Source organism: Mesorhizobium sp. LjNodule214, assembly GCF_964252735.1.
Taxonomy (GTDB): Bacteria; Pseudomonadota; Alphaproteobacteria; order Rhizobiales; family Rhizobiaceae; genus Mesorhizobium.
On record NZ_CAXUPE020000002.1, the window covers coordinates 1278652 to 1301257 of the forward strand.

The 22606-nt window shown below is 63.8% G+C and carries 24 protein-coding genes; 11 read left to right on the forward strand and 13 right to left on the reverse strand.

Annotated features, from left to right (window positions below):
- Window positions 1-37: 37 nt before the first annotated feature.
- Complete coding sequence (locus tag ACSQ3Z_RS19865; RefSeq protein ID WP_436172994.1) at window positions 38-367, reverse strand: hypothetical protein; 330 nt, start codon at window positions 365-367, stop codon at window positions 38-40.
- Between ACSQ3Z_RS19865 and ACSQ3Z_RS19870 the strand changes: the two genes are divergently transcribed.
- Window positions 366-680, forward strand: coding sequence for a hypothetical protein (locus ACSQ3Z_RS19870; RefSeq protein WP_436172995.1), 315 nt, complete (start codon window positions 366-368; stop codon window positions 678-680). The genes ACSQ3Z_RS19865 and ACSQ3Z_RS19870 overlap by 2 nt on opposite strands.
- A gap of 23 nt (window positions 681-703) precedes the next feature.
- Window positions 704-916 (forward strand): cold-shock protein, encoded by a 213-nt coding sequence (locus ACSQ3Z_RS19875; RefSeq protein ID WP_006202464.1) that lies wholly within the window; start codon window positions 704-706, stop codon window positions 914-916.
- Window positions 917-1243: 327 nt separating this feature from the next.
- Here the strand turns inward: ACSQ3Z_RS19875 and ACSQ3Z_RS19880 are convergent, their stop codons facing one another.
- From ACSQ3Z_RS19880 to ACSQ3Z_RS19890, 3 genes are all read right to left on the reverse strand, one after another.
- Window positions 1244-1852 carry a glutathione S-transferase family protein gene (locus ACSQ3Z_RS19880; protein WP_436172996.1) on the reverse strand — a complete coding sequence of 203 codons (609 nt, stop codon included), beginning with the start codon at window positions 1850-1852 and terminating at the stop codon, window positions 1244-1246.
- An 85-nt stretch (window positions 1853-1937) separates the two neighbouring features.
- The gene (locus ACSQ3Z_RS19885) at window positions 1938-2798 is read right to left on the reverse strand and encodes an EAL domain-containing protein (protein ID WP_436172997.1); all 861 of its coding nucleotides are present in this window, start codon (window positions 2796-2798) and stop codon (window positions 1938-1940) included.
- Entirely contained in the window at window positions 2795-3691 is an 897-nt protein-coding gene (locus tag ACSQ3Z_RS19890) for an EAL domain-containing protein (protein WP_436172998.1), read from the reverse strand. The genes ACSQ3Z_RS19885 and ACSQ3Z_RS19890 overlap by 4 nt, the downstream gene beginning before the upstream one ends.
- Window positions 3692-3891: 200 nt before the next feature.
- On the opposite strand from ACSQ3Z_RS19890, the gene ACSQ3Z_RS19895 reads away from it, so the two are divergent.
- Complete coding sequence (locus ACSQ3Z_RS19895; protein WP_436172999.1) at window positions 3892-5094, forward strand: pyridoxal phosphate-dependent aminotransferase; 1203 nt, start codon at window positions 3892-3894, stop codon at window positions 5092-5094.
- A gap of 71 nt (window positions 5095-5165) precedes the next feature.
- Here ACSQ3Z_RS19895 and ACSQ3Z_RS19900 read toward each other — a convergent pair whose 3' ends face one another.
- Window positions 5166-5561, reverse strand: coding sequence for a (R)-mandelonitrile lyase (locus ACSQ3Z_RS19900; RefSeq protein WP_436173946.1), 396 nt, complete (start codon window positions 5559-5561; stop codon window positions 5166-5168).
- A gap of 150 nt (window positions 5562-5711) precedes the next feature.
- The gene (locus ACSQ3Z_RS19905; protein ID WP_436173000.1) at window positions 5712-6260 is read right to left on the reverse strand and encodes a methyltransferase family protein; all 549 of its coding nucleotides are present in this window, start codon (window positions 6258-6260) and stop codon (window positions 5712-5714) included.
- 141 nt (window positions 6261-6401) lie between these two features.
- On the opposite strand from ACSQ3Z_RS19905, the gene ACSQ3Z_RS19910 reads away from it, so the two are divergent.
- The 4 genes from ACSQ3Z_RS19910 (at window position 6402) to ACSQ3Z_RS19925 (ending at window position 12322) form a co-directional block, all read left to right on the forward strand.
- Entirely contained in the window at window positions 6402-7268 is an 867-nt protein-coding gene (locus ACSQ3Z_RS19910) for an alpha/beta fold hydrolase (RefSeq protein ID WP_436173001.1), read from the forward strand.
- A gap of 143 nt (window positions 7269-7411) precedes the next feature.
- On the forward strand, window positions 7412-8941 hold the full coding sequence (locus ACSQ3Z_RS19915; RefSeq protein ID WP_436173002.1) for a putative bifunctional diguanylate cyclase/phosphodiesterase: 1530 nt from the start codon (window positions 7412-7414) through the stop codon (window positions 8939-8941).
- A 159-nt stretch (window positions 8942-9100) separates the two neighbouring features.
- Window positions 9101-11152 carry an elongation factor G gene (locus tag ACSQ3Z_RS19920; RefSeq protein WP_436173003.1) on the forward strand — a complete coding sequence of 684 codons (2052 nt, stop codon included), beginning with the start codon at window positions 9101-9103 and terminating at the stop codon, window positions 11150-11152.
- 672 nt (window positions 11153-11824) lie between these two features.
- Window positions 11825-12322, forward strand: a complete 498-nt coding sequence (locus ACSQ3Z_RS19925) for a methyltransferase family protein (protein ID WP_436173004.1) — start codon at window positions 11825-11827, stop codon at window positions 12320-12322.
- Between the two features lie 143 nt (window positions 12323-12465).
- Here the strand turns inward: ACSQ3Z_RS19925 and ACSQ3Z_RS19930 are convergent, their stop codons facing one another.
- Together ACSQ3Z_RS19930 and trxB are read right to left on the reverse strand one after the other, a co-directional pair.
- Window positions 12466-13362: a LysR family transcriptional regulator gene (locus tag ACSQ3Z_RS19930; protein WP_436173005.1), complete on the reverse strand. Its 897-nt coding sequence runs from the start codon at window positions 13360-13362 to the stop codon at window positions 12466-12468.
- 70 nt (window positions 13363-13432) lie between these two features.
- On the reverse strand, window positions 13433-14407 hold the full coding sequence (trxB, locus tag ACSQ3Z_RS19935; protein ID WP_436173006.1) for a thioredoxin-disulfide reductase: 975 nt from the start codon (window positions 14405-14407) through the stop codon (window positions 13433-13435).
- Window positions 14408-14651: 244 nt separating this feature from the next.
- On the opposite strand from trxB, the gene ACSQ3Z_RS19940 reads away from it, so the two are divergent.
- On the forward strand, window positions 14652-15131 hold the full coding sequence (locus ACSQ3Z_RS19940) for an Lrp/AsnC family transcriptional regulator (protein ID WP_436173007.1): 480 nt from the start codon (window positions 14652-14654) through the stop codon (window positions 15129-15131).
- Here the strand turns inward: ACSQ3Z_RS19940 and ACSQ3Z_RS19945 are convergent.
- The 4 genes from ACSQ3Z_RS19945 to ACSQ3Z_RS19960 form a co-directional block, all read right to left on the reverse strand.
- Window positions 15118-15768: a D-glycero-alpha-D-manno-heptose-1,7-bisphosphate 7-phosphatase gene (locus tag ACSQ3Z_RS19945; protein WP_436173008.1), complete on the reverse strand. Its 651-nt coding sequence runs from the start codon at window positions 15766-15768 to the stop codon at window positions 15118-15120. The genes ACSQ3Z_RS19940 and ACSQ3Z_RS19945 overlap by 14 nt on opposite strands.
- A complete protein-coding gene (locus tag ACSQ3Z_RS19950; protein ID WP_436173009.1) occupies window positions 15761-16333 on the reverse strand; it encodes a D-sedoheptulose-7-phosphate isomerase in 573 nt (190 codons plus the stop codon). The genes ACSQ3Z_RS19945 and ACSQ3Z_RS19950 overlap by 8 nt, the downstream gene beginning before the upstream one ends.
- Window positions 16334-16341: 8 nt before the next feature.
- Window positions 16342-17829 carry a D-glycero-beta-D-manno-heptose-7-phosphate kinase gene (rfaE1, locus tag ACSQ3Z_RS19955; RefSeq protein WP_436173010.1) on the reverse strand — a complete coding sequence of 496 codons (1488 nt, stop codon included), beginning with the start codon at window positions 17827-17829 and terminating at the stop codon, window positions 16342-16344.
- 144 nt (window positions 17830-17973) lie between these two features.
- Window positions 17974-18606, reverse strand: coding sequence for a LysE family translocator (locus tag ACSQ3Z_RS19960; protein WP_436173011.1), 633 nt, complete (start codon window positions 18604-18606; stop codon window positions 17974-17976).
- A gap of 167 nt (window positions 18607-18773) precedes the next feature.
- Between ACSQ3Z_RS19960 and rfaD the strand changes: the two genes are divergently transcribed.
- Genes rfaD through waaC form a run of 3 tightly spaced genes read left to right on the forward strand, consistent with a single transcriptional unit; the run spans window position 18774 to window position 21675 of the window.
- Window positions 18774-19724, forward strand: a complete 951-nt coding sequence (gene rfaD, locus ACSQ3Z_RS19965; RefSeq protein ID WP_436173012.1) for an ADP-glyceromanno-heptose 6-epimerase — start codon at window positions 18774-18776, stop codon at window positions 19722-19724.
- Window positions 19697-20704 carry a lipopolysaccharide heptosyltransferase II gene (gene waaF, locus ACSQ3Z_RS19970; RefSeq protein WP_436173013.1) on the forward strand — a complete coding sequence of 336 codons (1008 nt, stop codon included), beginning with the start codon at window positions 19697-19699 and terminating at the stop codon, window positions 20702-20704. Before rfaD ends, waaF begins: the two co-directional genes overlap by 28 nt.
- Entirely contained in the window at window positions 20701-21675 is a 975-nt protein-coding gene (gene waaC, locus ACSQ3Z_RS19975; RefSeq protein WP_436173014.1) for a lipopolysaccharide heptosyltransferase I, read from the forward strand. Before waaF ends, waaC begins: the two co-directional genes overlap by 4 nt.
- A gap of 255 nt (window positions 21676-21930) precedes the next feature.
- Here waaC and greA read toward each other — a convergent pair whose 3' ends face one another.
- Entirely contained in the window at window positions 21931-22407 is a 477-nt protein-coding gene (gene greA, locus ACSQ3Z_RS19980; RefSeq protein ID WP_436173015.1) for a transcription elongation factor GreA, read from the reverse strand.
- Window positions 22408-22606: the final 199 nt, after the last annotated feature.

Consider the following 22606-nt stretch of genomic DNA (forward strand, 5'->3'; position numbering starts at 1 on the left):
GTTCAGCGATTCTATCAAAAGCTGAACCGCTCTAGGCTCAGAGATGCTTGAGGATGCGGCGGCGGAAGTGGCGGTCGAAATCCGGCCGCTTGCAGACATAGACCGGGCAGGATTTCGTGTCGGCGCTCGGCACGTAGGCGCGGGCCCTGATCTCGCCGATGTCGCAGAAGCGTTCGCTCTGCACATAGCGATTGTAGAGCGGCAGGCCCGGCACACGCGCCGACTGGTAGCGCAGGATGACCGCGCCCTGGCGCGCGATCGTCGCCTGCACCTTGCCGCAGTTCATGCGTGTCGGGTCATAGCGCAGAGCCGCCTGCGCCCCGGCGGCCACCAGCGTCAGGCAGGCGGCAAGCAGAATGGTTTTCATGACCCTCTCCCAAACCCGATCGGATGCCCGCCGCATCGGCCCGAAAATCGCAATCGATTTTTCGGGAAAGCACGATGCCCAGCCTCTAGAGGCCACGCGATCCTGCCGCCACGCTTCCGCGCGATTGGGGCGGCCGTTGGACAATACCGCAATCACGCTCTTCTCACACAGTCTTGTTTTCGGTGTGGAAACAGCCTATATGGCTCCCATTGATATTTCGGCCGATCGATCGGGCCTCGCGATCTTCGCGTTTGCTGACGTCTATCCCCAAAATCTCGATACCACCGGCTGGACCTTGGTCCGGTCAAACTAAAGCAAATGTGAAGGACTATCGAAATGGCAACTGGTACGGTCAAGTGGTTCAACGCCACCAAGGGCTTCGGCTTCATCCAGCCTGACGCGGGCGGCGCGGACGTTTTCGTCCACATCTCCGCAGTCGAGCGCGCTGGACTGTCGACCCTGGTCGAAGGCCAGAAGATCAACTTCGAGATCGAGCAGGACCGCCGCACCGGCAAGTCCGCTGCTGGATCTCTGAGCAAGGCAGCCTGATTTGGCGATAGCGCGCGCCGGACGAAGGTTCGGGGCGCGCGGCAAGTCACGGATGTACTGACGGTCGCGCGAGAAGCGCGCCGGAGCGGAAGGATCCCGACAAGCCGAAGCAGCGGATTGCTGCCGGCCCGGCCCCAACGCTCCCGATCAGGCTACCGGAATGGGAAGGCGGGATTTGTCCCGCCTTTTTATTTGCCCGGATTCCTTCAATCTGGACGTATTCGGATTTGACACCCGGGCCGCAGGCCGCAAGCCCGACCGGGCGTCGCGCCTGTTGGCGCGCCCCGTCCGGAGCAGCCGCGAAACGGCGACAGCGTGAGGACAAAACTACCCCAGCCATTCCATCGGAACATGCTCCGGATCCGCCTCCACTCGGCTAAGCCAAGCCGACACCGCCGGATAGGCGTCAAGCTGGAAGCCGCCCATCTCGGCCGTGTGCGTATAGGCATAGAGCGCGATGTCGGCGACGCTGAACGCACTGCCCGCGAAGAAGGTGTTTTTCTCCAGATGCCGGTTCATCACGCCGAGCGCCTTGTTGCCGCGCTCCAGCGTCGACGCCAGCCGCTCCAGTGTTGCATCCTTGGCTCTTTCAGGGGAGGTCAGCAGCGCCTTGCGCACCGCGATGTAGGGCTCGTGGCTGTACTGCTCGAAGAACAGCCACTGATAGGCCAGCGCCCGCTGGTAGCGGTCGGCCGGCAGGAAGCGCGTGCCTTCGGCAAGATAAAGCAGGATGGCGTTGGATTCGGCGAGCCGCCTGCCATCGTCGAGCTCAAGCAGCGGCACCATGGCATTCGGGTTCTTGGCGACATAGTCGGCCTTGCGGGTTTCGCCGGTGTGCGAGCTCACCTCGACATTGGTGAAGGCGATGCCGAGCTTGGCCATCAGCAGGCGCGGCTTGTAGCAATTGCCGCTGTCGATCATTCCGTAGAGTATCATCGCTGCTCCCTCGCGCGTTCAGCCCGCTGCAAGGCTCTATCGCGACGCAGATGAGATCATCCAGTGATTTGTTTTGGCGTTCCCATCAGCGCCGTTGATGCAACGGCACGACCTTGTTGTCCATGCCGAGCAGCGCCTCGATGGAAAGCGGCTCTTCGTTGAAGATCGTGCCGGCCAGCGCCGGACGAGCGAGGTGAAAGCCCTGCAGCAGATCCACACCACCGTCGAGCGCCACGCGCAGATGCACCGATTGCTCGATGCCTTCGACCAGCACCTTGGCGCCGCGATCGTGCAGCATCGAGACAAGCGGCCGGAAGAAGCGTTCGGCAGCGGCATGGCGGCAGAATTGCGCAAACCACGTACCGTCGATCTTGACGATATCGGGCGAAAGCAGCGCAATCCTCTCTTCGGTCGAGTGCCCGGTGCCGAAATCGTCAATGGCGATGCGGATGCCGTGGCGGCGCATTTCATGGACCAGGCCAACAAGCACCTTGTCGTCCGCCGCCTGCTCGGTGATCTCGCAGACCAGCATGCCTGGATGGAGGTCGAAGTCGCCGAGATGCCTGGTCATCAGCCGGATTTCGGCCAGTGCGCGACCGGGATGGTCGTTGATCAGCGGATTGTAGTTGAAGAACAGGTCAAGCCCTTCGACGCCGATGTTGCGGAAGTTCCTCAGATGCAACATCCGGCACATCGTCTCGACGAACAGGCGATCAGGCGCCGCAATGCCGTCGAAGAATACTGGCGGGGCAACCGGCCTGCCGGCGCGATGCGGCTCGATCAGTCCTTCGACGGCGACCGCCGTCAGCGTTCCACCGCGCGGCGTGAAGATCGGCTGATAGGCGCTTCTCAGCCGGAATGCGTTGTAGACGCCATATTCGATGCCGACCTCGTCGGCAAAGATCGCATCAGCGGCATCGCGCCGCCTGTCCGGCCGCCCGCTCATGGCGCGGTCCTGCGTCCGAACGCTTTCGCCGGCCGGCCCGAAGCCGCGACGGCCGGGCTGGCCGGTGCCTTGGCCGTGCTGTCTGCCGCCTGCGGCTGCACGTCCTTGCCGAAGACGCGAAAGCTGGTCGGCGCGAGTTCCGGCCGCGCCAGCACGAAACCCTGCACCATCGAGGCGCCGGATTTTTCGGCCAGCTCGAGCTGCCAGCCTTCCTCGATGCCTTCGAACACCGTGCGGATGCCTTGCCGTTCGAAGCTCGTCACCATGGCGGTCAACAGCGCAAAGCCGGCGCCGGACTCCATCAGCTGCGTGATCCAGTGCGCGTCGAACTTGACGATGTCGGGCCTGAGTTCCTTGATGCGGTTGATGTCGGAATCGTCGGCGCCGTAGTCGTCGACCGCGATGCGGAAGCCATTGGCCCTCAGCGCCTCGACGAAACTGTAGAGGGTTTCCTGCGATGCCGACTTCTGCTCGGTGACCTCGCAGACGATGCGGCGCGGATCGATCCCGGCCTCGTGCAGCACCAGCCTCATTTCGCGTAGCGCCATGTCGACAATGGCGCGGTCGCTGAACACCGAAGGGTCGAAATTGATGAAAATCGATGCCTCTTCCGGCAGGCAGACGCCGGCATTGAGCAGATGCAGCGTCCTGGTCAGCGCTTCGATGTGCAGGCGGTCGGCTGCCGGACAGGTGCTGAAGAAGTTCATCGGCGGCTGCGGCTCGCCGTCACGAAACGGCCGGATAAGCCCCTCGAATGCGACGACCGACAACTTGCCTTCCTTGAAGGCGAAGATCGGCTGGAAGGCGCTCTGCAGCGTATAGATGCCCCAGACACCGCTGGAGGTGCCGTCATTATGACGGATGATGTGGGCAAGCCCGATGCTACGCGACACGGTTCCTCGCTCCGCAAGACTGGCGGAATTTGGGTTGCGATCCTGCCGCTCAAGGTTCTACCGGCCGTTGATGAATTTATTGTTGCCGCGGATTTGAGGTCTGGCTCATCCGACAATGCTTGCGCTTGCCGGCATGATGCGACAAGAGAAGCGCCGCGGCCACTCCTGGCCGCGCCGACCGTCCCTGGAGATATCTGGTCATGGCCTTTCTTGCCGACGCCCTTTCCCGCGTAAAGCCTTCCGCGACCATCGCGGTGACGCAGAAAGCGCGTGAGCTGAAAAATGCCGGCCGCGACGTGATCGGGCTGGGCGCCGGCGAGCCGGATTTCGATACGCCAGACAACATCAAGAACGCGGCGATCGAGGCGATCCGCCGCGGTGAGACGAAGTATCCGCCGGTTTCCGGCATCGCGCCGCTGCGCGAGGCGATCTCGAAGAAATTCAAGCGCGAGAATAATCTCGACTACCGGCCGGAGCAGACCATCGTCGGCACCGGCGGCAAGCAGATCCTGTTCAATGCCTTCATGGCGACGCTGAACCCCGGCGACGAAGTCATCATCCCCCGCCCCTACTGGGTCAGCTACCCCGAAATGGTGGCGATCTGCGGCGGCACGTCTGTGTTTGCCGACACCTCGATAGACAACGGCTTCAAGCTGACGGCGGACGTGCTGGAAAAGGCGATCACGCCGAAGACCAAATGGCTTCTGATGAACTCACCGTCGAACCCGTCCGGCGCCGCCTACACGGAAGCCGAACTCAGGGCACTGGCCGACGTGCTGCTGAAGCATCCCCATGTCTGGACGCTGACCGACGACATGTACGAGCACCTGACCTACGGCGACTTCGTCTTCAAGACCATCGCCAAGGTCGAGCCGAGGCTCTACGAGCGCACGCTGACCATGAACGGCGTGTCGAAGGCCTATGCCATGACCGGCTGGCGCATCGGCTATGCGGCGGGCCCGGTGGCACTGATCAAAGCCATGGACATGATCCAGGGCCAGCAGACCTCGGGCGCCTGCACCATCGCGCAATGGGCCTCGGTCGAGGCGCTGAACGGTCCGCAGGATTTCATCGCCAGGAACAAGGCGATCTTCCAGGGCCGGCGCGACCTCGTCGTCTCGATGCTCACCCAGGCGCGCGGCATCACGTGCCCGTCGCCGGAAGGCGCCTTCTATGTCTACCCGTCCTGTGCGCAGCTGATCGGCAAGACGACCAAGGGCGGCAAGGTCATCGACACCGACGAGACCTTCTGCTCGGAACTGCTCGAGGCGGAAGGCGTAGCGGTGGTGTTTGGCTCGGCCTTCGGCCTCGGCCCGAACTTCCGCATTTCCTATGCCACCTCGGAAACGCTGCTTGAAGAGGCATGCACCCGCATCCAGCGTTTCACTGCCTCGCTGACCTGATCGCGCACGGCATTGTTGCAATGAAACCCGGCCCCACGCGGCCGGGTTTTTTGTTTCAAAACCACAAGATATCAACCGCCAAACTGCGCGTCGGTGACCTGTTCCAGCCAGTCGGCATGGACGCCGTCGAGCGCCTCCTGCATGGCGACATGCGTCATCGCTGTTTGCGCGCCGGCGCCATGCCAGTGCTTTTCGCCGGGATCGAACGAGATGACGTCGCCGGCCTTGATGTCCTGGATCGGGCCGCCCCAAGTCTGCGCGCGGCCGGCGCCGGATGTGACATAGAGCGTCTGGCCAAGCGGGTGCGTGTGCCAGAAGGTGCGTGCGCCCGGCTCGAAGCTGACCAGGGTGGCCCTGAGCCGGGCCGGCGCTTCCTTCTCGATGATCGGTGTCTGCAGCACGCGGCCGGTGAAATATTTGTCCGGAGCGAGAATGGTCGGCACGCTGCCGCAGGCAATGATCTTCATGGTCTCGATCCTCAAGCTGATGGCGCGGCAACCGTCGATCCGGCGGCGCCGATCATGGAAGCCGGCGGCACTCTCGTCCGATATCGGCTGTTGCGCAACCGCCTGCTCGACACCGTCCAGCAAGCGGCACGCATGGATATTGCGGCAGCGTTACCCCAGCCGCGGCCAGAACAGGCCGGCTCGCTTGCGGTGGGCCGCATAGGCATCGGCCAGTTCGGTGCGCGAGAACTTCTTCTCTTCGTCCAGCGCCGCGATCACATAGATCACGATTATCCCGGCAACCGGCACCACGGCCAGGATCGACCAGGTGGCGACGCCCCATCCGATCCAGAAGATGATGTAGGATGTGTAGAACGGATGGCGGATATAGCCGAACGGACCGTCGGTCACCAGGCTATGGGGATTGTCCTCGGCAAACGCAAAGCGCAGCCGCGCCTTGCGCGACGTCGAGATCGCCCACCAGAACAGGGCAGAGCTGATCAACTGGATTGCCAGCCCGGCGATCAACGCCGCCGGCGGCTGCGGCAGGATCCAGAGTATCGCCAGAAAGAACAGTGCCGTCGCGGCCACGACCGCCGAAATCACCATCGCGCCGGCAGACATGGTCGTCGCCTGGAAATGGGCACGCATCGACCAGAGATACTGGCCGACCGTTGCGATGCTGCTGATCGAGAGAAGAAGATCAAGCCCGCGTTCCATCACCACCCCCATCGTTCACCAAGGATTCGGCCACTATAACCGGTCGCCGCTTATAAATCCTTTCTTAACCAGAAACTTAAAGGTGGTGTAGACCCCGCTGTGAGATGTTGCCGGCCACGCAATCCGGAGGTTCAATCCAGTATGGCCGTTGCCGAGCGCACGATCCGCACATCACAGGCCGATTTGCGCCTCAGCGAATCGTCGGGCCTTGGCATGCCGATCCTGATGATCCATGGCTCGGGCAGCTCGCGCGCCGTGTTCGCCAGGCAGTTCGACAGCCCGCTCGCCGATGCCCACCGACTGATCGCCTTCGACCTTCCCGGCCATGGCGGATCCTCGGATGCTCACGATCCGGCAACAGCCTACACGATCGCCGGCCTGGCTCGATCGGCGGGTGAGCTCCTCGACCGTCTGGCCATCGGCCATGCCATCGTCTTCGGCTGGTCGCTCGGTGGCCACGTCGCCATGGAGCTCGCGGGTTTCTATCCGGCAATCCGCGGACTGATGCTGACCGGCGCCCCGCCAGTGTCGAAAGGGCTGTTCGGCATGCTGCGCGGCTTCCACGCGCATTGGGACATGCTGCTCGCCTCCAAGAAAATCTACTCGGAACGCGATGCCGAGCGTTTCGAGACACTGTGCTTCGGCGACAGCGCCGATCCGTCCTTCCGTCAGACCATACTGCGCACGGACGGCAGGCTGCGCGCCACGGTGACGCGCAGCATGATGAGCGGCGACGGCGCCGACCAGAGGCAGGTGGTCGAGCAGGCCGCATTCCCGGTTGCGATCGTCAACGGTGAGAATGATCCGTTTGTCCGGCTCAGTTACTTCGAGACGCTGCACTACGGCGCGCTGTGGGAACATTGCCATGTCGTCCCCGGTGTCGGGCACGCCCCCTTCTGGGAGCGGCCGGACCTGTTCAATCCGATGCTGTCGCGCTTTGCCGACGCGGTCGAGGCGCAGAGCGCGGATAGCGCCCTGGTGAGGCAGCGCCGAAGCCAGGCCGGTTGAACGGACCGCGTCGGCGACGATGCCAACCCAGAAGTTTCCGATCGTCGGCGCCACAGGACGAAAAATCGCGGCTGCCTTCGGCAAACTCAATGTCTTCTTAACAGCTGGGCTCTAGCCGTGGCTTGTGTTGCGGGGACGGTGACATGAGCATACTGGCGACGATCAAGGACCATAGCGGCAGGGTCTACCGCGGCATCCAGTTCCTGCTTGTGCTGAGCATAGCAGCGACCGCGCTTGGCGCGCTCGGCTGGGTCGAAGACTTCTCCTACATCACCGCCCTCGTCGTTTCGATGGTCGCTACCGGCCTGGCGCTGCTGGTGCTGATGTACATGCGCAGCAGCGTGGTCCAGCGCCTGCAGTCGGCGGCGGCGGCCGAAGCGGAAAAGCACCGTTTTCTGACCGTGGACGCGATGACCGGCGCCATGACCCGCCGCTATTTCATCGAGGCGCTGCGCGACAGGCTGACCTCCTTGCGCAACCGGCGACAGGCGAGCCTGCTTTTGATCGACCTCGACCATTTCAAGCAGCTCAACGACACGTTCGGCCATCAGTTTGGCGATCTCGCCCTGGCGCATCTGGTCAAGGCCGCTGAACGCACCTTTGCCGACGGGGTGGTCGGACGCCTGGGTGGCGACGAGTTCGGCGTCATCATTCCGCATGGCGATCTGGCAGCGATCAACAAGGATGCGCGCCGCCTGCTCGACGCAATGCGGGCCGGCAAGTCGCATGAAGGCAAGACCATCCCGCTCTCCATTTCGATCGGTGTGGCGCTTGCCCCGGCGCATGCCTCGAACACGACGGAATTGATGCTGCTTGCCGACCTGGCGCTCTATGAAAGCAAGGCCGGCGGCCGCGGCCGCGTCACAGTGTTCGACGAGGAGATGCTGTCCGACAAACGCTACCGCCGCCTGATCGAGCGCGAATTGCGGGCAGCCGTCTACCTCGGCGAACTCGAACTGCACTATCAGCCCATTGTCGACCCCGACGGCTCCGCCTACGCGTTGGAGGGGCTGATACGCTGGCGTCATCCTGTGCGTGGCCTGATCTCGCCTGCCGAGTTCATTCCAATCGCCGAACGCTCGACCCTGATCGACATGCTGGGCGAATGGGTGTTCAAGCGCGCCTGCGCCGACGTTGCCCATTTTCACGGGCGCCGCATCAGCATCAACGTCTCGGGCGAGCAACTGAAACGCGACGAGATTGTCACGATGTGCGACCGCGTGCTGCGTGAGACCGGCCGCTCGGCGGAGCAATTCATCATCGAGATCACCGAGACGGTGGCGACCGCCGCCTCACCCGAAATCCTGAGGCGCCTCGAAACGCTGCGCGGCCTCGGCTTTCACATCGCGCTCGACGATTTCGGCACCGGCCATTGCGGTTTCAACTATCTCAAGACCTTGCCCATCGACAGCATCAAGATAGACCGATCCTACATCCGCAGCCTCGCCCACGATCAGGTCGCCCAGATCTTCGTTTCGGCGCTGGCGCAGATCGCGCGCATCCAGCATGTCACCATCGTTGCCGAAGGCATCGAGACGGAAGAAGAGTTCACCCTTGCCAGGGCCGCCGGCTGCAACCGCTTCCAGGGCTACTTCTTCGGCAGGCCGGCACCGCGCGACAAGGCAGGCGCCCTGCTTGCCGCGCGCTCCGGATCGCTTGCCCGGACCGCCTGAGACAACCAAAGCCGGCGAATTTCCTATTTTCCTTGCCCTCCCCGCAAACCCGTGGGACGATGCTCTCGGGCAGGTGGCAAAACGAAAAGAACCCCCGCCCCGCGACGGCCGAACAGGCCGGCCGCCGCTCCCAGGGAAACGCCTGAGTGGAGGTCAGCCATGGGTACTCGCGCCGGAGGACGACGCACGGGACCGAAATGCATTGCCATAGTCGGTCCCTTCGCAAGCGGTAAGACGACACTTCTCGAAGCCATACTCGCCCGCACGGGCGCCATTCCCCGCCAGAATCCCGTTTCGTCGGGAAGCACCGTTTCCGATCATTCGCCCGAGGCGCGCGCCCATGCCATGAGCGTCGAGGCGACCTTCGCGACCACCGAATTCATGGGCGAGCAGCTTACCTTCGTCGACTGTCCCGGCTCTATCGAATTCTCGTTCGAGGCCGAGCCTGTGCTCGCCGCCTGCGACGTCGCCGTGGTCGTCGCCGAAGCCGATGAAAAGAAGATCCCTGCCCTGCAGCTCATCATGCGCAAGCTCGACGATCTCGGCCTGCCGCGCATCCTGTTCCTGAACAAGGTCGACAAGGCCATCGCCGGAGTGCGCGACACGCTGAAGATGCTGCAGCCGGCAAGCTCGGTGCCGCTGCTGCTGCGCCAGATTCCGCTACGCAAGGACAGCGTCGTCATCGGCTCGATCGATCTGGCCTTGGAGCGCGCCTACATCTATCGCGAATATGCCGAAAGCGAGGTCGCCGACATCCCGGGCGACGACAAGGCGCGTGAGCTGGAGGCGCGCTTTTCCATGCTGGAGACCCTCGCCGACCACGACGACCAGCTCATGGAACAGCTGCTCGAGGAGATCGAACCGCCGAAGGACGAAATCTTCGACGACCTCGCGGCCGACCTGCGTGAAGGTATTGTAACGCCGGTGCTCATCGGCACCGCCGAGAAGGGCAATGGCGTGCTGCGTCTGCTGAAGGCGATCCGCCACGATGCGCCCGACGTCGAGGCGACGCGCAAACGCCTGGCTGCTACCGACGGCAATCAGACGGTGGTCCAGGTGATGAAGACCATCCATACGGCGCATGGCGGCAAGCTGTCGGTCTCGCGCGTGCTCTCCGGCCAGGTCGCCGACGCCACCGAACTCTTCCTGTCGAACGGCGAAACGGCAAAGGTCTCCGGCATCTACAGGATGCTCGGCAAGGACCAGTCCAAGCTCGCCATCGCCAAGGCCGGCGACACTGTCGCGCTCGGCAAGCTCGACACCGTCAAGACCGGAGAAACGCTGAGTTCAGCCAAGGGCGGCATCAAGCCGTTGGCCACGCTGGCGCCACCGCAACCGGTCTTCGCCTTCGCGCTACGGCCGAAGGAACGCAAGGACGAGGTCAAGATGTCGGCGGCCATCCAGCGTCTTGCCGAGGAAGATCCCTCACTCAGCCTGCGCCACAACCAGGATTCCGCCGAGACCGTGCTGTCGGGGCATGGCGAGATGCATCTGCGTGTCGTGCGTGAGCGGCTCGAAGGCAAGAACCAGATCCCGGTCGAAGGCCACACACCGGCCGTGCCCTACCGCGAGACCATCCGCAAACCGGCGCAGCAGCGCGGCCGCCACAAGAAGCAGTCCGGCGGCCACGGCCAGTTCGGCGATGTGGTAATCGAGATCAAGCCGCTGCCGCGCGGCTCGGGTTTCCAGTTCACCGACACCATCACCGGCGGCGTCGTGCCGAAGACCTACATCCAGTCGGTCGAGACGGGCATACGCGACTATCTGAAATTCGGCCCGCTTGGCTTCCCGGTGGTCGACGTCGCCGTCAACCTGTCCGACGGCTCCTACCATGCCGTCGATTCCTCGGACATGGCCTTCCAGATGGCCGCCAAGCTGGCGATGAAGGAAGGCATGGCCGCCTGCTCACCGGTGTTGCTCGAGCCGGTGATGAAGGTCGAGATCGTCACGCCGTCCGAAGCGACCTCGAAGATCATCGCGCTGATCCCGCAGCGGCGTGGCCAGATTCTCGGCTATGACGCGCGGCCCGACTGGCCGGGCTGGGATGTCGTCGAAGCAACCATGCCGCAGGCGGAGATCGGCGATCTGATCATCGAGTTGCGCTCGGCAACGGCGGGCGTGGCCAGCTACCGCGCCGTGTTCGACCATATGGCCGAACTCACCGGACGTCTGGCCGACGAGGCGATGAACACCAGCGGCAAGGCTGCGTGAGAAAGCAAAAAACGGCGCCCGGGTGTTCCGGACGCCGTCTATTGCGGACCGTCTCGTGGGAGGCAAACGGCAGGTCCGCCGCATCGCTCCGCCGTTGGCTGACGGATAAAAATGGTTCGGACGCGGTAGCCGCCTGAGCCCGGTTCGTCCGAGTGATGCCCCCATCTCCCGGACGAGCCAACCGCGTCCTATGATCTGCTTAATCGATGGAGTGCGTTTGCGCCATGTTACCAGAGGTTACATGTCACTGTTACGTGGCAATGCCGATCGACTTTTTTCGAGGTCAGTGGACTTCGGGCAACAAAAAAGCCGGATCAATAAAGATCCGGCTGAGTTTGATTGGAAGTGCCGATTAAGGCTAACCTCCAGAGGGGAACACTCGAGGGCGCTAATGGGAGGAGAACGCGCCCAGGAGATGATCTATATATGTGCTCATCATGCCCAAGAAACAAGCATCTATTTTGCAACACACGCATGCAAAAAGACGCAGGCTGTGGTCCAACCCGTTCTCAGGCACGATAGGACCAGGAGAATCGCCGGAAATGGTGAAGGTTTCGTGGCCAAACCCGCTGCGGAACGCCGAACCCGCCCGATTTTGCCACCCAAAAACAGAAACCGCCGGATGATGCGGAAACGAGCAGCGCCCGTTCAATTTTATGGCAGGAGATCGTGATGCGCGCACGCCAGGCGATCGCCGGCAGCGCATTGTTCTTCATCGCGGCGCCCGGCGTGGTCGCGGGCGTGATTCCCTGGCTGCTGACCGATCGCTATCGTCTGCCGCTGTCGAAACTGCCGGGCTTTGTCCCCGCCGGCTGGATCCTGATCCTAGCGGCGGCGGCCCTGCTGCTCCATTCCTTCGCCCGTTTCGCGCTCGAGGGGCTGGGCACGCCGGCACCGGTGGCGCCGACCGAGCGTCTGGTCGTCGGCGGCATCTACCGCCATGTCCGCAACCCGATGTATGTGGCCGTGCTGTCGATCGTCCTCGGCCAGGCGCTGCTGTTTTCAAGCTGGGCCGTCTTCGCCTACGGCGTCGTCGCCGCCGCGGCCATGGTCTCGTTCGTCAAGCTCTACGAGGAGCCGACGCTCGCCCGCCGCTATGGCGCGGAATACGAAGCCTACCGCCGCGCCGTACCCGGCTGGCTGCCTCGCCTGACGCCGTGGCGCGGGTAGGGGGTGTGTCGAGATTCAGGTCAGGCCGAGCCGAGAACGGTGAATTCCGAGAACCGGAACGGAGCGTACTTTGGTACGTGAGTACCGGAAGCGGAAGAAGTCGCCGGTTCGCAGGCCGGCCTCACCTGAATATCGACACACCCTCAGAAGGACCAGCTTCGCGCCTTCGCAATGATGAAATCGCGAAACACATGAAGCTTTGCCTGGTTCTTCATCGCATCCGGATAGGCGAAGTAGGTGTCGAAGGACGGCACTTCGGTCTCCGGCAGCAACTGCACCAGGCCTGAGTCCTTGTTGATCACGTAGTCGGGCAGCATGGCGATGCCGGCGCCGCCCTGCACGGCGCGCTTGATCGAGAGGATGTCGTTGATCTGCAGCGTCGGCACCCTTTGCCCGCCTTCGAAATCGCCCACCGTCTCCAGCCAGTTCAGCTCCGACAGGTGCGACGGCACCGGCACGCCGAAGGTGACGATGCGATGCGTCCTCAGCTCGGCGACCGAGGCTGGCTGGCCGTGCTTGGCGATATAGGCCGGCGAGGCATAGAGATGGAAATGCACGGTGAACAGGCGGCGCTGGATGAGATCCGGCTGCTGCGGCTGGCGCAGCCGGATGGCGCAATCGGCCTGGCGCATGGTGAGGTCGAGTTCCTCATTGGCGAGGATCAGCTGCAGGCTGATTTCGGGATAGAGTTCGATGAATTCCTGCACGCGCTCGGTGAGCCAGCCGGCACCCAGTCCCACCGTGGTAGTCACCCGAAGCACGCCGGACGGCCGGTCCTTGGTCTCGGTCAGCCGCGACTTGATCGTCTCCAGCTTCATCAGCACGTCGTGCGCGGTGCGGAACAGCATCTCGCCCTGTTCGGTCAGCACCAGGCCGCGCGCGTGACGGTTGAACAGCGGCACGCCGACATCGTGCTCCAGCGCGCTGACCTGCCGCGAGATCGCCGATTGCGACAGGTGCAGTGTCTCGGCGGCATGGGTGAACGACCCCGCCTCCGCCGCAGCGTGAAACACGCGTAGCTTGTCCCAGTCCAGCGCCATGATTCCCCTCGCTCCGTTTTGGCGTCTGAATGAAAAATCAGGCTTTTAAACGACTTTCTCAGCCGCTTCGTTACTCCGCCGCCTCGCGGTGAACCTCGATGCCGGCGAGATACTTTTCCGCCTCGAGCGCAGCCATGCAGCCGAGGCCGGCCGCCGTCACCGCCTGGCGGTAGATGTCGTCGGTGACGTCGCCCGCCGCGAACACGCCGGGCACGTCGGTGCGTGTCGAGTCTGGAGCCGTCCACAGATAACCGTTCGGCTTCTGCTTCAGCTTGCCGACGAACAGTTCGACCGCCGGCGCATGGCCGATCGCCACGAACACGCCATCGACCTTCAGCTGCGTGACCTCGCCGGTCGCGATGTTGCGCAGCTTCAGCCCTTCCACCGAAGGCGGCAGCGGCGCCTTGCCGGGCTGGCCGGTGATCTCGTCGACGATCGTGTCCCAGATGACGCGGACATTTTCCTTTTTGAACAGCCGCTCGCGCAGGATGCGCTCGGCGCGGAAATCGCCGCGCCGGTGAATGACCGTCACACTCTTCGCCAGGTTGGAGAGATAGAGCGCCTCCTCGACCGCCGAATTGCCGCCGCCGATCACCGCGACATCCTTGCCGCGATAGAAGAAGCCGTCGCATGTGGCGCAGGCCGACACGCCGAAGCCCATGAAGGTCTGTTCGGTCGGGATACCCAGCCATTTGGCCTGCGCGCCGGTGGCGATGATCAGGGTATCGGCGGTGTAGGTGGTGCCGGAATCGCCCTTGGCGCGGAACGGCCGCACATTGAGATCGACCTCGGTGATGATGTCGTTGATGACATCGGTGCCGACATGCTCGGCCTGCTTCAGCATCTGTTCCATCAGCCACGGGCCCTGGATCGGATCGCCAAAGCCCGGATAGTTTTCGACATCGGTGGTGATCATCAGCTGACCGCCCTGCTGCAGGCCGGCGACCAGCATGGGTTTCAGCATGGCACGGGCGGCATAGATGGCCGCCGTATAGCCTGCGGGTCCGGAACCAATGATAAGAACAGGCGCGTGTTTGGTAGTCATGAAAAGCCTCTATGGGAGGGCAGCCAGGGATTGCGGCATGGAAATCACGCCTGATGTCGCGCGTAATGTAAGTGCTGCCCGCGACGCCAGCAAGGCAAGTTGGCCTTCGTCCCCGGAAAGCTTCGGCGCCGGCATATCCGGCAATATCCGTGTCCGGATCAAAAATCGTCGGCAGAGGGATGGAATGCATCCCGGAGTCTAATTAGAAATCACGAAAGATTCTTGCGCGCGGGGAAAGCCGACAATGCCGCTCAAAGCCGACCTCGACGCCATCGACTGGAAAATCCTGCGCGAACTTCAAAACGACGGACGCATGACCAATGTCGAACTGTCGAGCCGTGTCGGCATTTCGGCGCCGCCCTGCCTGCGCCGCGTCCGGCGGCTGGAAGAGTCCGGCATCATCCGCGGCTACCGCGCTTTGCTCAATGCCCCGGCGCTCGGCATGGATGTCGTCGCCTTCTGCCTGATCGGCCTGCATCACCAGGCAGACGCCGAGCTCAAGACCTTTGCCGAGCGCACGCGCGGCTGGCCGATCGTGCGCGACGCCTGGATGGTGTCGGGCGAATCCGATTTCCTGCTGCATTGCGTGGCAAGCGACCTCGGCACCTTCCAGACCTTCGTCATCGAGGAACTGGCCTCGGCGCCGAATGTCGACACGGTGCGCACCGCGCTCACCATCCGCCGGGTCAAGGATGAGGGTCTGGTGGCGTTCAGTGCGTCTTGATGCCAAGCGTCTCGATGGCGGTCAGCAGCCCGCCTAGGTCATTGCGGTCCCGCAGCGGCGAAACCTTGAACCCCGCCTGGTCTGACGCCTCGCCGTCCACCAGCCAGCCACGCGACAGGCCGGCGCAGCGGCCTGCTTCCATGTCGGCCGGCTTGTCGCCGACGATCAGCGAACGGCCGAGATCGAGGTCAAGGCGCTTCGCCGCCTCGATCAGCATGCCCGGATTGGGCTTGCGCATCGGATGGCCGGCGATGGCGAGCGGCCCGACGCCCGCGTCGTGATAGGCGCAGGCAATGACCATATCGACGAAAACGCCTCTTTCGCGAAGCAGGTCGAGCACACGGCCGTTGACGGCGGCGAACTCGCTCCAGCCGAAATAGCCGCGCGCGATACCGGACTGGTTGGTGACGACAACAATTGGAATCCCACCGCGGTTGGCCGCCTCGATGACAGGCACGATGTCGTCGCGCAGCACGATCTCGGCTGGATCACCGGGATAGTCGGTATCGATGTTGATTGTGCCGTCGCGGTCGAGAAACAGCGCCGGCATATCCTTGGCAAAGACATTGCTGCCGATCCGCTCCACCCAAAGCCCCGGCTCCGCCAGCGGATAGGGATTCACGGCGGCCTCAGCCATTGCTGAGGCGGGCTTCGACCACCTCGCACAGATGATGGTAGAGGCACAGATGCCCTTGCTGGATGATCGGCGTCGAGGTCGAGGGCACGGTGAGCAGTATGTCCGTCAGCGGCTTCAGCTTGCCGCCGGTATCGCCGGTCATGCTGATCACCGTCATGCCCATCTTGCGCGCCTGCTCGGCGGCGGCAAGGATGCTCGGCGAATTGCCGCTGGTCGAGATGGCGAGCAGCACCGCGCCCGCCGAACCATGCGCCTCGACCTGGCGCGAGAAGACCGTGTCGAAGCCGTAATCATTGCCCCAGGCGGTCAGCACCGCCGTATTGGCCGGCAACGCGATGACGTTGTAGGCCTTGCGCTCTTTCAAGAAGCGGCCGACCAGTTCGCCGGCGATATGGATGGCATCGCTGGCCGAGCCGCCATTGCCACAGATCAGCAAGGCCTTGCCCTGCGAAAGTGCTGCAACAACGGCTGTCACCGCACGTTCCATCTCGCCGGTCAGGTCGCGCTCGGCCATCGCCGATATCGCGGCCGCCGAGCGGACCAGGTAGTCGTTCAATTCGGACATGGATACCCTCAGTTTGTACTGGCGCGCAGTCTGCCGATGGTGCCGGTGGTGCTCTTGCCGGCGACGAGATCGACCAGCACCACGCGCCCGCCCGCCTTCTGCACCACGTCGGCGCCAACCACGGTATCGACCGTATAGTCGGCACCCTTGACCAGTATGTCGGGCAGCAAGGCTTCGATCAGCGCCAGCGGCGTGTCCTCCTCGAAGACGACGACGGCATCGACCGACGCGAGGGCCGCGAGCACGCAGGCGCGGTCGTGCTGGTCGTTGACCGGGCGTCCCGAGCCCTTCAGCCGCCGCACCGAGGCATCACTGTTCAGGCCAAGCACCAGCCGGTCGCACTGGCTGCGCGCCGCATGCAGCAGGCTGACATGGCCGGCATGCAGGATGTCGAAGCAGCCATTGGTGAAACCGACGCTCAGGCCCTCGTCCTTCCACGCCGCCACCATGCGTGCGGCCGATGTGGCATCGAGGATGGCATCCTTGTGGGCGGTCGGTCCGTGCGAACGAAACAGCGCGCCGGTAAGCTCCTCGACAGTCAGCCTGGCGGTGCCGCGCTTGCCCACCACCACCCCGCCCGCCGCATTGGCGATGGAGGCGGCCGTGACACGATCGGCGCCGGCCGCGAGCGCCAGCGCAAATGTCGCGATGACGGTGTCGCCGGCGCCCGAAACGTCGAACACTTCCCGCGCCTGCGTGGCGATGTGGCGGGCATCGTCCGGGCCGACGACGCTCATGCCCTTTTCACTGCGCGTCGCCACGACGAAGTCGAAGCCGTTGGCCGAGATCAATTCTCGCGCGGCGGTGACGATCTCGTCATCGGCAAACACCGCGTGGCCGACGGCCTCGCCGAGTTCCTTGCGGTTGGGCGTGATCGCGGTCGCGCCGGCGTAGCGCGCATAGTCGCGGCCCTTCGGATCGACCAGAACCGGTCTTCCCGCCTCGCGGCAGATCGAGATCAGTTCGCCGGCGACGCCGTCGAGCAGCATGCCCTTGCCATAGTCGGACAGGATGACGATGTCGGCCCGCGCAAGCGCGGCGCGGAAATGCCTAATCAGCGTCGCCCGCTCGGCGTCGGCCAGCGGCTTCACTTCCTCCTCATCGAAACGCAGCACCTGCTGGTTGAGCGCGCTGAAGCGGCTCTTCGACGAGGTCATGCGGTCGCGGTCCCGCGCCAGGCCACCGGTCTCAGCGCCAAGTTCGCCCAGCATCCGCATCAGATTGTCGCCGGCCGCATCGGTGCCGATGACCGAAACGGGGATCGCGGCGGCACCCAGCGAAACGATGTTGGCGACGACATTGCCGGCACCGCCCATCGCCAGCATCTCGCCGCGCCCGTGCAGCACGGGGATCGGTGCTTCGGGCGAGATACGCTCGATGACGCCGCTGACGAAACGGTCGAGGATGAAGTCGCCGACCACCAGAACGGTGACGTCACCAAAGCGCGCGATGGCGCGGTGCAGCGGTTCGGGAGAAGGCGGATTGTGCTTGATCATGTTACGGGCAACGCGCGGAAAAAGCCTGTTTGGAAAACGTTTCGGAATTCGATTGGCAGGGCCGGTCGTTCATGGCGAAGCCGATATACCGCAATTCGAGCCAGCGCAACGGCGGCCGGGTCACGGTCAAGTGTGGCTGATGGGTCAACTCTTCTGCAGGGCGACGTGCACGCCCAGCCCGACCAGGACGGCGCCGCCCGCTCGCTGCATCATGCGCTGCGCGCGGTCTGAACGCCGCAGCCGCGCAATCATCGCACCGGCCAGGAACACGCACATGATGTCGGCGGACGAGAACATCAGGTTGACGATGGTTCCGAGCACGACGAACTGCAGCCAGACCGGAAACGCCGCCGAAGCATCGATGAACTGCGGCAGGAACGCCATGAAGAAGATCGCGGTCTTCGGATTGAGCACCTCGACGGTGATGCTCTCGAAGAAGGCGCGGCGGGCCGATTTCCGCTCGATGAGCGGCAACGCCGCATCGCCTTGCGCCCTGGCGCGAAACAGCGAAACGCCGAGCCAGATCAGATAGAGCGCGCCGATGAGCTTGACAGCCATGTAAAGCGGCGGCACGGCGTGGAACAGCACCGACAGGCCAGCAGCGGCGGCAATGACATGCACATAACCGCCGAGATGGATGCCGAGCGCCGCCGTCAGCCCGGACCAGCGCCCACGCGCCATGGTCTGCGCCGCGGCATAGAGCATGGCCGGACCGGGGATATAGGCGAAGATCGCCGTGGTGGCGAAAAAGGCGATAAGCAGTTCGGTCGACGGCATGCTTTTGTCCCCTACGATCCCGACGGGTGGCGCGAAACCGACTGAAGCGGGAGCTTTGCGGCCTCACTGTGACATACGCCCGCGGCCGCCTGCTTTATCGACAGCCCAACGTGCCTCCCTTATAAGGGCCGGAATCGGCGAACGAAACCAGCATCGGGTCCAACAGCATGATCATCGTCACGGGCGGCGCCGGCATGATCGGCTCGAACATCGTTGCCGCGCTCAACGCCGAAGGTCATGACGACATCCTCGTCGTCGACGACCTCACCGACGGCCACAAGATCGTCAACCTCGCCGACTTGCAGATCGCCGACTATCTCGACAAGGACGATTTCCTGACCCGCCTCGAAGATGGCGGGCTCGGTCGCATCGAGGCCGTCTTCCACCAGGGCGCCTGCTCGACCACCACCGAGTGGAACGGCAAATACATGATGGATGTGAACTACGCCTATTCGAAGCGGCTGCTGCATGCCTGCCTGGCGCTGCGCGTGCCCTTCCTCTACGCCTCCTCGGCTTCGGTCTATGGCGGCGGCGCCGAATTCCGCGAGGAGCCGCAATGTGAGCGGCCGCTCAACGTCTACGCCTATTCCAAGAAGCTGTTCGACGATTATGTCCGCCGCACGGTCTTCGACACCGACCATTCGCCGGTGGCCGGTCTGCGTTATTTCAACGTCTACGGGCCGCGCGAGGCGCACAAGGGCGCTATGGCCTCGGTCGCCTTCCATCTGTTCCATCAGGTCGAGCGGGGACAGAACCCAAAGCTGTTCGGCGCCTATGGCGGTTTCGGACCCGGCGAGCAGAGCCGCGACTTCATCCATGTCGGCGATGTCGCCGACGTCAATCTGTGGCTGTGGAAGCGGGGCTCAAGCGGCATCTTCAATTGCGGTACCGGCCGCGCCCAGCCGTTCCGCGCCATAGCCGAAACGGTGATCGACACGCTGGGCAAGGGCGAGATCGAGTTCATCGAATTTCCCGACCATCTCAAGGGCAGCTACCAGAGTTTTACGCAAGCTGATATGTCCCGCTTGCGCGCAGCCGGCTACAATGGCCAATTCCGCACCGTCGAAACCGGCGTCAGAGACTATGTCGAATGGCTGAAAGCCCAACGATCCTCGTGATCGGCCCACGCTGGGTGGGTGATATGGTGATGGCGCAGTGCCTGTTCTCGGCGCTGAGAGAGCAATATCCGAACGCCGCGATCGACGTGCTGGCGCCGGCCTGGGCGGCGGCGCTGGTCAAGCGCATGCCTGAAATCCGCCAGCAGATCGACTTTCCGCTGAAACCCGGCGCGCTCGAATTCCGCATCCGCCGGCGCTTCGGCCGCCTGCTGCGCGGCCGCTACGACATGGCCTATGTCCTGCCGGGCAGCTGGAAATCGGCGCTGATCCCGTTCTTTGCCCGCATCCCGCGCCGCACCGGCCACCTCAGGGAAATGCGCTACGGCCTGCTCACCGACATCGTGCCGCTGCCCGCCGCGGTGAAGCGGCGCACGGCACAGGCCTATTTCAGCCTTGCCAGGGGCGGTAGGTTCCAGGCGCCCAGGCTCACCGTGGACGCGGGCAACCAGGCGGCCCTGCTCGAACGCTTCGGGCTGAAGGCGGAGAAATTCGTGGCACTGATGCCCGGCGCCGAGTTCGGACCTGCCAAGCGTTGGCCGAGCGAAAGCTATGCCGGCCTCGCCCGCGAGATGATGGCCAAGGGCCTGAAGGTGGCGTTGTTCGGCTCGAAGAATGACGCCGACGTGACCGCCGAAATCGCAGCACTTGCACCAGGCACTGTCGACCTGGCCGGCAAAACGCGGCTGGAGGACGCCATCGACCTGATATCAGCGGCGAAGCTCGCGGTGTCGAACGACAGCGGCCTGATGCATGTCGCGGCCGCCGTCGGCACGCCGATCGTCGCCGTCTACGGCTCGACGTCGCCCAGGAATACGCCGCCGCTGGCGGAACATTCCGAACTGGTTTGGCTCGGCCTGTCGTGCTCGCCTTGCCACCAGAAGATCTGCCCGCTCGGCCACCTCAATTGCCTGAAGACGCTTGAGGTCGGACAGGTCGTGGCGGCGGCGGACCGGCTGCTGGAACTTCCGGCCGCCGCATGAAGGTGCTGATCGTCAAGACCTCTTCGATGGGCGATGTCATCCACACCTTCCCGGCCGTCGAGGATGCCCGCCGTCACCGCCCGGACGTGTCGTTCGACTGGTGCGTGGAAGAGGCTTTTGCCGGCATAGTTGGCCTGCATCCTGCGATCGGCAGGATTCACACTGTCGCCATCAGGCGCTGGCGCAAGCGGCTTTTCAACAGCGGCACCTGGCGCGAGGCCTCAAACCTGCGTGGCGCCTTGCGGGCCTGCCGTTACGACCTCGTCATCGATGCGCAGGGCTTGCTCAAGTCGGCCTTGGTGGCGAAGCAGGCCGCGGCTCCGATCGCCGGCTTCGACCGCTCGAGCGCGCGCGAACCTTCGGCTACCTGGTTCTACGACCGCCGCTACGCCGTGCCGCGCGACCTGCACGCCATAGAACGGACAAGGCGGCTCTTCGGAATAGCGCTCGGCTACCAGCCAGATCTTTCCGAACTCGGCTCCGGCATCGTGCCGCCGGCCGACGGTCTGACTGGCGTCAGCGGCAGAACCGCCGTCCTGCTGCACGGCACCAGCCGCGAGGACAAGAAATGGCCGGTAGCGGACTGGATCGAAACCGCCCGGCTGGTGGTCGAAAAGAGGATGACGCCGGTCGTCACCTGGTCGAACGAGCCGGAAAAGGCTGTGGCCGAGGCGATCGCCAAGGCTGTTCCAAAGACCGTGCTGGTGCCGAAATCGCCGCTCGCCGTCATCGCCGCGATCATCGGCCGATCGGCCTTCGTCATCGGCGCCGACACCGGCCTCACCCACCTCGCCAGCGCCTTCGGCCTGCCGACGGTCGCGGTGTTCCTGGCGACCGAGCCCGGCCTGACCGGCCCGCGCGGGCCATACGCATCGACGCTACTGGCCGCGCCCGGCGGACGTGTTGAGCCGGGAGAGGTGATGGCGGAGGCTGAGCGGCTAATGGAGCGACAGGCACTCGATACGCATTGATTTTGTTCAATCAATTCAATCTGAAAGGTCGGCTCTGCCCCTCATCCGCCTGCCGGCACGTTCTCCCCGTAGTGACGGGGAGAAGGGAGCTACGCGCAGCTCCGGCGCTCTCCACTGCAACGTTGAAAGATTTGGCGAAATCATCGGTGAAGGCGTCCTTCTCCCCGCCACTATACGGGGAGAAGTGCCCGGCAGGGCGATGAGGGGCGGCGCCGAATAGCGCAATTCAGAAACAAATCCTGCCCCTCAAATTCCCTAGATGAACTGCACCTGGACGATCTCGTACCCCCTGGCACCACCGGGCGCGTTGACCTCTATGGCGTCGCCGACTTCCTTGCCGATGAGCGCGCGGGCAATCGGCGAGGAGATCGAGATGCGGCCCGACTTCACGTCGGCTTCCTGGTCGCCGACGATCTGGTAGGTCTTCTTCTCTTCGGTGTCCTCGTCGACCAGCACCACCGTGGCGCCGAACTTGACCTTGTCGCCGCTGAGCTTGGTGACGTCGATCACCTCGGCCCGCGCAATCAGGTCTTCGAGCTCGTTGACGCGACCCTCATTGTGGCTCTGCGACTCTTTCGCCGCATGGTATTCGGCGTTTTCGGAAAGGTCGCCATGCGAGCGCGCTTCGGAGATCGCCTCGATGATGCGCGGCCGCTCTTCCTGCTGGCGCCAGCGCAGTTCTTCCTTCAATGACGCGAACCCCTCGCCTGTCATCGGGACCATGTTCATCATGCCTGACCTTTCCTGCCGCTAGCCCCGCGTTTCGGGGATAGCCTTGTCGATGGGTACAAAAAGAAAACGGTCCGGCAGCCTCGGGCTAACGGAACCGTTTCACCGCAATTTGGCTGAATATAGCAATCTTCGCACGTTTTTCACGCCCAAAAATGGGTTTTTGAAAAATCCCCCGCTGATTCCGCACCTGACGCTGCGG